The 8,669-nt window shown below is 61.6% G+C and carries 11 protein-coding genes; 5 read left to right on the top strand and 6 right to left on the bottom strand.

Features of this window, described 5'->3' with window-relative positions; genetic code table 11:
* The 4 genes from ACROHD_RS08535 to ACROHD_RS08520 all read right to left on the bottom strand — a co-directional run.
* On the bottom strand, nt 1-382 hold a 382-nt coding region (locus ACROHD_RS08535), incomplete at its 3' end, for a YHS domain-containing protein (protein ID WP_432677193.1).
* Between the two features lie 66 nt (nt 383-448).
* A complete protein-coding gene (locus tag ACROHD_RS08530) occupies nt 449-1,759 on the bottom strand; it encodes an APC family permease (RefSeq protein ID WP_432677192.1) in 1,311 nt (436 codons plus the stop codon).
* Entirely contained in the window at nt 1,756-2,430 is a 675-nt protein-coding gene (locus tag ACROHD_RS08525) for a TVP38/TMEM64 family protein (protein WP_432677191.1), read from the bottom strand. Before ACROHD_RS08525 ends, ACROHD_RS08530 begins: the two co-directional genes overlap by 4 nt.
* A 1-nt stretch (nt 2,431) precedes the next feature.
* Nucleotides 2,432-2,818, bottom strand: a complete 387-nt coding sequence (locus ACROHD_RS08520) for a DUF302 domain-containing protein (protein ID WP_432677190.1) — start codon at nt 2,816-2,818, stop codon at nt 2,432-2,434.
* Between the two features lie 310 nt (nt 2,819-3,128).
* Between ACROHD_RS08520 and ACROHD_RS08515 the strand changes: the two genes are divergently transcribed.
* Together ACROHD_RS08515 and ACROHD_RS08510 are read left to right on the top strand one after the other, a co-directional pair.
* Nucleotides 3,129-3,431, top strand: a complete 303-nt coding sequence (locus ACROHD_RS08515; RefSeq protein WP_432677188.1) for an SHOCT domain-containing protein — start codon at nt 3,129-3,131, stop codon at nt 3,429-3,431.
* 125 nt (nt 3,432-3,556) lie between these two features.
* The gene (locus tag ACROHD_RS08510; protein ID WP_432677187.1) at nt 3,557-4,966 is read left to right on the top strand and encodes a multicopper oxidase domain-containing protein; all 1,410 of its coding nucleotides are present in this window, start codon (nt 3,557-3,559) and stop codon (nt 4,964-4,966) included.
* 131 nt (nt 4,967-5,097) lie between these two features.
* Here the strand turns inward: ACROHD_RS08510 and ACROHD_RS08505 are convergent, their stop codons facing one another.
* Complete coding sequence (locus tag ACROHD_RS08505; RefSeq protein WP_432677186.1) at nt 5,098-5,358, bottom strand: hypothetical protein; 261 nt, start codon at nt 5,356-5,358, stop codon at nt 5,098-5,100.
* A 91-nt stretch (nt 5,359-5,449) separates the two neighbouring features.
* Between ACROHD_RS08505 and ACROHD_RS08500 the strand changes: the two genes are divergently transcribed.
* From ACROHD_RS08500 to ACROHD_RS08490, 3 genes are all read left to right on the top strand, one after another.
* Nucleotides 5,450-6,073 carry a class I SAM-dependent methyltransferase gene (locus ACROHD_RS08500; RefSeq protein ID WP_432677184.1) on the top strand — a complete coding sequence of 208 codons (624 nt, stop codon included), beginning with the start codon at nt 5,450-5,452 and terminating at the stop codon, nt 6,071-6,073.
* Between the two features lie 183 nt (nt 6,074-6,256).
* The gene (locus ACROHD_RS08495; RefSeq protein WP_432677182.1) at nt 6,257-6,622 is read left to right on the top strand and encodes a dihydrodipicolinate reductase; all 366 of its coding nucleotides are present in this window, start codon (nt 6,257-6,259) and stop codon (nt 6,620-6,622) included.
* Nucleotides 6,623-6,722: 100 nt separating this feature from the next.
* Nucleotides 6,723-7,982, top strand: a complete 1,260-nt coding sequence (locus tag ACROHD_RS08490) for an aminotransferase class V-fold PLP-dependent enzyme (RefSeq protein ID WP_432677181.1) — start codon at nt 6,723-6,725, stop codon at nt 7,980-7,982.
* 3 nt (nt 7,983-7,985) lie between these two features.
* Here the strand turns inward: ACROHD_RS08490 and gph are convergent, their stop codons facing one another.
* On the bottom strand, nt 7,986-8,654 hold the full coding sequence (gph, locus tag ACROHD_RS08485; RefSeq protein WP_432677179.1) for a phosphoglycolate phosphatase: 669 nt from the start codon (nt 8,652-8,654) through the stop codon (nt 7,986-7,988).
* Nucleotides 8,655-8,669 lie beyond the last annotated feature (15 nt).

Genomic DNA, 8,669 nt, shown 5'->3' with positions numbered 1-8,669 from the left:
CTTGTGTCTCTTGTGCGCCATTCTCGGTCCTCCGTTTCCTAATCATAACGTCGGACCAGTTCAGAAGGGGCATTCCAAACTCCTCGCTCGGCTCGTCCGAGGGAACCATCGGCTCCAGTGCCATGCCGCAGATCGGGCAGGTGTACTGGACGTTGGCCGGAGCAGCCTTCTTCTGCCCGGCCGCCCGGCCCGAGGCGTAGAACCAGGGATCGGCATTGAACTTCGTCTGGCACTTCTCCGAGCAGAAATGGAAGGTCTCGCCTTGGAACTCCGCGTGTCGCCCATCCGGCTTCACCGCGACCGTCATCCCGCAGACCGGGTCCTTCGTCGTCTCTGTCCCCGCCGGAATGTCGGGCGCCGCGTGTTGGTGATCATGCTCCATGTTCTGCCAGCCTTTCAGTATTTCGTTTCAGCTTGCAGCCTCCAGCCGTTGGAAGCTCAAGCTCTTTCATTGGTGGTCGTGAGCATCTTCCGGGGCGGGATTGCGTGCGAGGAAGATCCCGACAAACAGGAACACCAGCGCCATGCCGATCGCGCCCAGGACGACGATGAGGGGGTCGGACTGCCATTTCATCGCGGCGAATGCGGCCAGCACCACGGCATCAAGCGCGATGGCCGTCAGCAACACCCAGCCCCGCGCGCCGATGTCCTCGCGCAGATGCCGGAACACGCCGAAATGGATGATCATGTCCATCACCAGATAGAAGAAGGCCCCGAGCGAGGCGATGCGGCTGAGGTCGAAGAAGACCGTGAGAAAGCCCGCGATCACGACCGTGTAGACGAGCGTGTGGTCCTTGATCGTGCCCGGCATCCCGAAATGGCTGTGCGGGATCATTTTCATGTCGGTCAGCATCGCCAGCATCCGCGAGACCGCGAACACGCTGGCGATCAGACCTGACGCCGTGGCCACCAGCGCCAGCGCCACCGTCAGGTAGAAGCCGGTCTGACCGAGGGAGGGCTGGGCCGCTTCGGCCAGCGCGTAGTCCTTCGCCGCCACGATACGGTCGAGCGGCAGGCTGGAGCCGACCGCGAAGGCCACCAGCAGATAGACGACGACGCAGATGGCAATCGACCAGATGATGGCCCGGCCCACATTGCGGTGCGGGTCGGTGACCTCTGCGCCGCTGTTGGTGATGGTCGTGAAGCCCTTGAAGGCCAGGATCGACAGCGCAACCGACGCCACGAAGCCGGTGGCGCCCATGTCTCCACCCGTCGCCTCGAACGAGATGCCGCTCGCCCAGAGGCCTGCTGCCCCGAAAAGCGCGATGCCGCCCACCTTGAGAACGGCCATGACGATGGAGAACAGCCCGACCGACCGGTTGCCCGATACGTTCACGAGCCAGGCGAAGACGATCAGCCCGACGCCGAGGATTGGCACCAGCACGCTGTCCGGATCGCCACCGAACGCCCGCAGCGTGTAGGTGCCGAAGGTGCGCGCGACGAGGCTTTCGTTGATCACCATCGACAGCGCCATCAGAAGGGCGGCGCCCGCCGCGACCGTTGTCGGGCCGTAGGCCTTCTTCAGGATCATCCCGATGCCGCCCGCAGACGGGTATGCGTTCGACATCTTGATGTAGGTGTAGGCGCTGAACGCGGTCACGATGGCGCCCACGATGAACGAGAGCGGGAAGAGCGGCCCGGCAAGCTCGGCGATCTGGCCGGTCAAGGCGAAGATGCCCGCGCCGATCATTACGCCGGTTCCCATGGCCACAGCACCCGGGAGAGTAATGCTGTTCTTCTCGTAATCGCTTTTCGTCATGGATTTTCCTTTTCAGGCTTTTGCCGCAGCGCCACCCAGAGCAGCGGCAGCCCCGTCACAAGCCCGAGTCCCAGCACCGCCCATGTCGCGCGGCCGAGGTCTCCGCTAACCGCCTCACCGCCGAAATGGGCCAGCAGGAAGCTTGCCGGTATGATCCCCGCCAGAGTTGCCAAGGCGAAACGCCAGGCGTGCAATCGGCTCAGTCCGGCCGCGTAGCTGATCATGTCGAATGACACGAAGGGCATCAGGCGGCTGGCAAGAACCGTCGCCGTCAACGCGGTCTGCGAGCCGAGAAGCCCGGCATCGACGCGATCACCGAACACCCGCCGCAAGACATCATGCCCCAGAACCCGTGCGAGACCGAAGGCGATCAGCGCCCCGAGCTCGGCGCCGATGACGACCTGCACGGTCCCCCAGAGATGTCCGTAGGCCGCTCCGGCCGCCAGTGCGATCGGCGCGCTCGGGATGGGGCTGGCCACGACCGCAAGGGTCATGAGCGTGACGATCAGGACCGGCCCCCAGAGACCGGCGCGCGCCACCAGCATTTCCAGACGCTTGGGCTCCAGAAGGCTGCGCGCCTCGGCGAATACCGAGGGCGCGACCAACCAGACGCCGAGCAGGACGATCCCGAGGATCGCGAGGCCCGCGAGAATAGCGGCACGCAGGGTCATCTCAGATTGCCGCGACGGCCTTCGCCAGAAGATCGCGCACCTTGCCCGCCACGGCCGTCAAATCGGCGTTCTCAATCGCCTGCATCGACGCCACCGGGTCGATGGCGCTGACTTCGACCCCACCCTCGACTTCGCGAAGGATGACGTTGCAGGGCAGCATCGCGCCCACACGCGGTTCGATCCCGATCGCCTGATGCGCCATCTTCGGGTTGCAGGCGCCAAGGATGCGATAGGCCGGCATCTCGACATCGAGCTTCTTCTTCATCGTCGCCTTGACGTCGATCTCGGTCAGAACGCCGAAGCCGTGATCGGCCAGCGTCTTTCGCGCCCGAGCGTCGACATCGTCGATCCCCGAGCCGGAGATCATTCGATTGATCGTGTAAGCCATTGAACTGCAATCCTTGTATTTTGGGGTTCGAAGCTGCTGACTTGGCAAATTGGCACGGAAATCGGCCTTGCGAAGCAAAATCAGAGCATTCGTTCTACCGTCAACTCGCGCGCAGCTTCGTTGCATGCTAGAATGTTTTTGCGCTGCCGTCTTGTCATGGATCATGGTCTGCGCACCGCTTTCCAGATTTATAGTTGTCCAGAGATGGCGGAATCCACTGCCATGCGAGAGGTGTGACGAGATGAAACTCCGGAATTGGGCAATTGCCCCGACTACGGCAAGTGCACTCTGCTTTGCCGCAACGTCAGTGATGGCACAGGTGGGAGAAATCCCCGGGCGCGACGGCCGCTTATATTATGGTCATGACATGATGTGGGGTGGCAGCCAATGGGGGGGCTTTGGAATGGTACTTGGACCGATCTTCATGATCCTGATCGTGGTCGGGATCGTTGCTGGGATCATCTATCTCCTGCGCCTGTTCGGCGCAGCCGGCCCCGCCGTCGGCGGCCATGCCACACATGATCGTGCCATGACGCTTTTGAAAGAGCGCTACGCCAAGGGCGAAATCGACTCGACCGAGTTCACTGAACGCAAAAAGCTGCTGGAAGAGTAATCTGAGGCGCGTCGAGCGCAGGCAATCACGGCCCACGGTCCTCGGCCTCCTGATGCAACTTGGCGCGCCAAGGAACCCTCGGCCGCCACAAATGGGTTTGCCAGCCAAGACCCCGAAAGAATAAAATGAAAAGACGCCACTTCCTGACTTCGACCTCCGCAGCGATCCTGACCGCTGGCGTCCTTTCCCAATCGTCCGTCCGGCATGCCCTCGCGCAGGGACAGACACCGCGAACGCGCCTTGCCATGCCACCGCTTCTCGATACGCGGGAGACGGGGCGAGTGGCGCTGACGGCAACGCCGGGGAGCACCGCCTTTGGCGGTGGCGCCAGCACACCCACCGCCGGATATAATCAGGGCTATCTGGGGCCGACCGTTGTGATGCAAAACGGCGATCTGGCCGCCGAAGTTCAGAATAACCTTGATGAAGCCATCACAACGCATTGGCATGGCCTTCTGGTGCCCGGAGAGCATGATGGCGGACCACAACAAGCGATAGAACCAGGTGCGTCATGGACCCCGGACCTGACCATCGCGCAGGACCCGGCAACCGTCTGGTATCATACGCACATGCACGGACGAATTCCCGAACAGGTCTATTTCGGGCTGGCCGGAGTCATCCATCTGACCGACGGGCAGGATGACGCCCGTGGCCTGCCTTCAACATATGGGATCGATGATCTGACGCTTGTTTTGCAGGATCGTCGGTTCGATCGCTCCGGACGCATGATCTATGACCCATCCATGATGGACATCATGCATGGGTTTGCCGGAAACCGGATGCTTATCAATGGTCAGGCCGGCGCGACTGCGGTCGTGCCTGAGGGGATTGTCCGCCTGCGCCTGCTCAACGGCTCGAATGCACGGATCTACACGCTGTTCATGGACGACACGCGGCCCATGCACCTGGTGGCGACGGACGGCGGCTTTCTGCCTGCTCCAGTTGCCCTGGATGCGCTGCGTCTTTCACCCGGAGAACGGGCCGAAGTGCTTGTCGATTTCTCGTCGGGTGGCGCGCCGGTGCTGATGAGCGATCCGGGCCAGGCCTATGGCGTCCTTCAGTTCGCCACCGACTCCACGCTGTCCGCACGGATAACCCACCTGCCAGACCAGTTGGACGGTGCGCCCGAGGACTTGTCCGGAGCCGAAGCCGTGACGCGGCAGGTCTCGCTCGACATGGGCATGGGGGGCATGATGATGGGCGGCGGTGGCTTTGCCATCAACGGGCGTCCCTTTGACATGCGGCGGATCGATTTCGAAGTCGCGCTCGGATCGGTCGAACGCTGGCAGATCCGCAGCACCATGGTCGCGCATCCGTTCCACGTCCACGGCGTCCGCTTTCGGGTGATTACCGAGAACGGCGGCCCCCCGCGGCCCGAGAACACCGGCTGGAAAGACACTGTGCTGGTACCTGGCGAGGCCGAGATCCTCGCCCGGTTCGACCAGCCCGCCAGCCGCGAGACACCGTTCATGTTTCACTGCCACATCCTCGAACATGAGGATGCGGGCATGATGGGGCAGTTCACTGTCACCTGACGCCTGCTCCGCATCAGCAGTCGTGGTCGACTGATGCAGTGGCTTTGTTCGGAAGATGAGTTGAGATTTATTATATTTCAATAGGTTAGTGTGGAGAAGGTTCGACGTCAGGCCCATCCCCTCCGCCACCATCACAGCAGCTGCTTCATGGCCGAAGACATCAAGACCCCGGACAGGGTCTTGGGAATGACGTTGATCTTCGCCTTGGGCGGACAGCCCCTGATCAACGACGTCAATGAGCGTGTCTTCCGAACCCTCAGATAGCAGATCGTCCACGGCCGCGTCTTCGAGATATTGATGACCCCCGCCACACTGTCCGTGCCGTCATTGCCCGACACAACGCCAAGTGGCCCGCCGAGAAAAACGGCAACCTCAGCCCAAATGCCCTGCACCGCATAGGCACGCTTGCGACTATGCCCATGACCGCCTTAGCTGGCCGTGTCCAAGGCACTGGATTCGGTGCCCAAAGCATTGAGGAAAACCATGAAGACCATCGCGGATTTGGCCCTGCAAACCCAAACTGTCTACGAACGCAACGCGGAATGCTTCGATCGGGAACGTCCGAAGGGTTTGCATGAACGACTTTGGCTGGATCGAATGGTCGAAGGGCTGAGCGAGGGCGACACGGTCCTCGACATTGGCTGTGGTGCCGGAGATCCGATCGCGGGATACTTCCTCTCGCGGGGCTTCGCAGTGACCGGGATCGACGCCTCTTCACCCATGATCGACCTGGCAAAGAGCCGCTTTCCAAGCGCTGATTGGCTGGTGCAGGACATGCGCGAAATTCGGCTTGAACGGGCCTTTCTCGCTGTGATCGCGTGGCACAGCTTCTTTCATCTCACGAAAGATGAACAGCGCGCCGTGCTCCCGAAGTTGGCTGAGCTGGTACTGCCCGGCGGCAAACTGATGCTGACAGTGGGACCAAATGAGGGCGAGGAAGTTGGACGCGTCGGTGACGATCAGGTCTACCACGCGAGCCTTTCGTTCAGCGAGTACGAGGCGATACTGAATACCAATGGATTGCGCGTCTGTGATTTCGTGGTCGAGGACCCCCGTTGCGACATGGCGACGATCCTTATGGCTGAGAGGAAGAGCTTAAAGCCGTAGTCTATGGGGACCAGTTCTTTGGCAAAGCCATGCTTGAGACAACTTCTCCTTTAATATCAAATCACTGAAATACAGAGAAGGTTGGATATCACCCTCTTCCCCTCCGCTGCAATCCCCGAAGAATGATCCGATCCCTTGCGTCCATCGTAGTCCCGATCAAAGGACTCTGGAGGGAGAGACGACATGCGTCTGTTCGCTTGTACACTTTTGGCTGCTGTCTGCGCGTCAACAGTTGCTGCGGCGGAGGAATTTCAGCCGATAAGGGACCGCGACACCTTTGTTGAGATCGTCAACGGGCGCGAGCTGAGTCTGGGGCTTTTCGGGGTGAGGCTCAGCGTCAGCGATGATGGCCGGATCGAGGGTGAAGCGATCGACTGGCCCCTGATCGGCCATTGGGAATGGAGGGACGGGTATTTCTGTCGCGAGATGGATTGGTCGGGCCGGGAAATTCCATTCAACTGCCAACTTGTCGAGATCCGCAACGCCCGCGAAATGCGTTTCACCGTCGACCGCGGAGAAGGCCGAAGCGCCACGTTTCGGATTCGCTGAGGCCCCATGCGCGGGTCCGGGCTTGGGCAGTGCTTGACACTTCCGTGTCAAAGCGGTCTTCCATAGCCTCATCCGGACATGACCCGACAGGACGCCCCAGATGATTCAGGACAACCCCGCCCTTCTCGACGCCATACGTGCGCGCTTTGCCCATGTGGACAGCTGCCCCTTTCAGGGCCCGCGCATATTCTTTGAAAATGCGGGCGGTGCGCTGACCCTGAATTCGGTGGTGCAGACCTCTGCCAAATTCGCGGCGCTTCCCGACAATCCCGGCCGCATCAATCCCGCCGGCCAGGGGCTGCAGAACGTGATCAACAAGGCCAAGGCCGACCTAGCCGTGTTCATGAATGCCCCGGGTGGTCAGTTCTTTGCGGGGGAAAGCGGCACCGAGTTGCTCTTTCGCCTGATCCGCACCGCTTGCGTGAATGCGCCTAAGGGCGCGAAGGTCATAGGCTCGTCGATTGAACACCCCGCGAGCCGCAGTGCCGCGCGCCGGTGGGCCGAGATCGCCGGGCTCGATTATCTGAACGTGCCCCATGACGACGCCACCGGCCGCGTCACGCCCGAGGACTACACCGCCCTGATGACCCCCGATGTTGCGGTGGCGACGATCCTTCATGGCTCTCCCGTTACGGGGATGGCAATGGATGTGGCAGGCATCGCGGCCGCGATCCGCGCCGTTGCGCCCGATTGCATGATCATCGTCGATGGCATCCAGCACGCTGCCCATGGGCAGCTCGACCTGACAGCCTACAACGTGGATGGCTATGCGATTTCGCCCTACAAGGTGTTTTCGCGCCATGGCTACGGCATTGCCTGGATATCGGACCGGCTGACTGCCCTGCCCCATGACATGCTGATCGACGCCCCCGCCTCCGGATGGGAGTTTGGCACCCGCGACGCGGGCAGCTTTGCCACCATGTCCGATGTCATCGACTATTTCGACTGGTTGGGCAGTGAGGTGTCCGACGCCACCGACCGACGCGACCGGATCGAAGCGGCGGGCCACGCCATCCATGACTACGAAACGCATCTTACGAACGCGATGATCAACGGCACCGGCAACCTGCCCGGTCTGCGCGACATGGATCACATCACCATTCTGGCCGGTGCTGACAACCCGGCGCGTGAGGGTCTGGTGTCGATCGTCGTCGCCGGCCATGCCTCGGAAGACGTGGTCGAGGCGCTGAACCAGCAGGGCATTCGCACCCATACACGCAAGGCCGATCACTACAGCGGCAATGTCCTGACCCCCTTGGGCCTGACCGATTGCATCCGCATTTCCCTTTGCCATTACAACACTGAAGGCGAGGTGGCCCAACTTCTGGCGGCGTTGAAGGAAATGGGGTCAGAGGCGTAGGCCTCAGCCCCTTAGCAGATCGTCCACCAATCCGGCCAGCAGCGTGTAATCGTCAAAGCCCGCGTGATGGGGCAGCTTTTCCGCGGGGGTTTTGCGATACCCTTCGGTGAACAGCAGAAACGGCACGCCGAGCCGTTCTGCGGTCTCAGCATCGACCTCGCTGTCGCCGACATAGATCCTCGGCCCGTCCCCAAGCGCATCAAAAGCGGCCTCCAACGGGGCGGGGTCGGGTTTCTTGACGATCAGGCTGTCGCCGCCAATTACGGTTTCGAAAAAGCCGTCGAGGTCCAGATGCGCCAGCACGGCGCGCGCGGGGCCAATCGGCTTGTTGGTGCACAGTCCCAGCCGGTGCCCTGCGGCGCGCAGCGCCTGCAAGGTCTCAGTGACATCAGGGTAACGGTGGGTGCGCCCCACGGCCCTGTCATAGCGCTCGATAAAAGCTGTATACATCCGCTCCTGCGCAGCTTCCGGCACATTGCGAGCCCCCCGCATCCGCGCCACGAAGACGACAGCCCCGTTGCCGACAAACCGGCGCGTATCCTGAAGGGTGATCGGGTCATATCCCTCCAACGCCAGCACCTCGTTTGCGATGGCATGAATATCAGGGGCGCTGTCGATCAGCGTTCCATCTAGATCGAAAACGATGCGGGCAGAAACCGGGGGCCTGGTCATGTCTCCGCATCTCAG

The organism is Nioella aestuarii, assembly GCF_050896395.1.
In the GTDB taxonomy this organism is placed as follows: Bacteria; Pseudomonadota; Alphaproteobacteria; order Rhodobacterales; family Rhodobacteraceae; genus Nioella; species Nioella aestuarii.
This window is presented reverse-complemented; position numbering and strand designations above follow the sequence as displayed.

Bases quoted from the DNA above. Each gene is read 5' to 3' on its own strand.
- ACROHD_RS08520 (WP_432677190.1), bottom strand. From the start codon at position 2,818: ATGGCTTACACGATCAATCGAATGATCTCCGGCTCGGGGATCGACGAT.
- ACROHD_RS08495 (WP_432677182.1), top strand. From the start codon at position 6,257: ATGCGTCTGTTCGCTTGTACACTTTTGGCTGCTGTCTGCGCGTCAACA.
- ACROHD_RS08510 (WP_432677187.1), top strand. From the start codon at position 3,557: ATGAAAAGACGCCACTTCCTGACTTCGACCTCCGCAGCGATCCTGACC.
- gph (WP_432677179.1), bottom strand. From the start codon at position 8,654: ATGACCAGGCCCCCGGTTTCTGCCCGCATCGTTTTCGATCTAGATGGA.
- ACROHD_RS08500 (WP_432677184.1), top strand. From the start codon at position 5,450: ATGAAGACCATCGCGGATTTGGCCCTGCAAACCCAAACTGTCTACGAA.
- ACROHD_RS08525 (WP_432677191.1), bottom strand. From the start codon at position 2,430: ATGACCCTGCGTGCCGCTATTCTCGCGGGCCTCGCGATCCTCGGGATC.
- ACROHD_RS08490 (WP_432677181.1), top strand. From the start codon at position 6,723: ATGATTCAGGACAACCCCGCCCTTCTCGACGCCATACGTGCGCGCTTT.
- ACROHD_RS08530 (WP_432677192.1), bottom strand. From the start codon at position 1,759: ATGACGAAAAGCGATTACGAGAAGAACAGCATTACTCTCCCGGGTGCT.
- ACROHD_RS08515 (WP_432677188.1), top strand. From the start codon at position 3,129: ATGGCACAGGTGGGAGAAATCCCCGGGCGCGACGGCCGCTTATATTAT.